The 1,122-nt window shown below is 67.1% G+C and carries 1 pseudogene; it reads right to left on the reverse strand.

Features of this window, described 5'->3' with window-relative positions:
• Positions 1 to 1,122: pseudogene (locus tag MOV61_RS29980) on the reverse strand (chromosome segregation protein SMC); the annotation flags it as partial.

A 1,122-nucleotide genomic window follows, 5' to 3' on the forward strand; every position in this document is an offset into this window, starting at 1 on the left:
GTCCGGGCGCCCATGGCGCGGTCGTTGAGCATGCCGGCGGCGACATCGGCGGGAAGCAAGGCAAGATCCGGCGATACCTCGGCGGCGATCCTGCGCACCTCCGTTTCGAAATCCTCCATGTCCCGGGCCATGCCGCGCACGCGGCGGTCGCGGTTTTCCCGCTCTGAAAGCAGATCCGGTATGGTGCGCCAGACATCCAGCGCCGCAAGCGCCATGTCGACCGTCGCGTCTTCGGAAAGACCTGCCAGGACTGCGGCATTGGAGAACGCAGAGCGCCAGCGTTCGATATCGCGGCGCAAACCGGTCTCGCGCTCTGCCAGCTTTTCCAAAGCCTCTTCGGCGGAATGGCGCTTGCCTTCCAGCGATCGGCTTTCGGTCCAGCGCTCGTTGAGTTCTCCGATCCGGCGTTCAAGCCCGCGGGCGAGAGCGAGCGGCGGCAGTGCGGATGCGGCAAGACCGATGGCATCCGCCAGCGCCAGCAAGGCCGGCTTGAGTTTTTCCTCCCTGAGACGCAGCGCCTCCAGCTCGTCGCGCGCCTCGTTCAGTGCACCCGACAGCAGGGAAAGGCCGTCGACGGCACGGCGCCATTCGATCATCCGCTCCGGCGTCGACGGTGCGACGGGTGCTGCATGGAAAAGGTCTTCGAATTCGGTGACCGCGTCGGCGGCGGCAATGCCGCATTCCTTGGCAGTGATCTCGGCAGCGCCGATCGCCCGTTGCAGTTCCCGCTGCCGCAGGGTGAGCTGGGCGTGGAGCGACACACGCTCGGCATCGGCAAGCGCCGCGTCGGCAAGCCGGTCTGCGTCCTCCACGGCGATCTTCAGTTCGCTCAGTTTTTCGACAGATGGTTTTGCCCCCAGCGCCTCGATCTTTTCGTCGCGGCCGGCTCTTGCCGCTACGATATCCTCGCGGGAGACGATCCGCCCCTGCCCTTCCAGGGCCGCGAGCTGGCCGGCGATCGCCCTGGCTTCGTCGCCGAGACCGGCGAGCTTCTGGGCAGCCTGGGCGCTCTCCGCTTTGGCCGCGTCAATCAGCCGGCGGTGATGGGTGAGCGTCGCGATATCCGGCAGCGGCACCGAGAGAAGACGGTCGATATCCCTGACCGGCGGGTCGAGGCGCGCG

The sequence above is a fragment of the Neorhizobium sp. BETTINA12A genome (genome assembly GCF_023006485.1).
In the GTDB taxonomy this organism is placed as follows: Bacteria; Pseudomonadota; Alphaproteobacteria; order Rhizobiales; family Rhizobiaceae; genus Neorhizobium.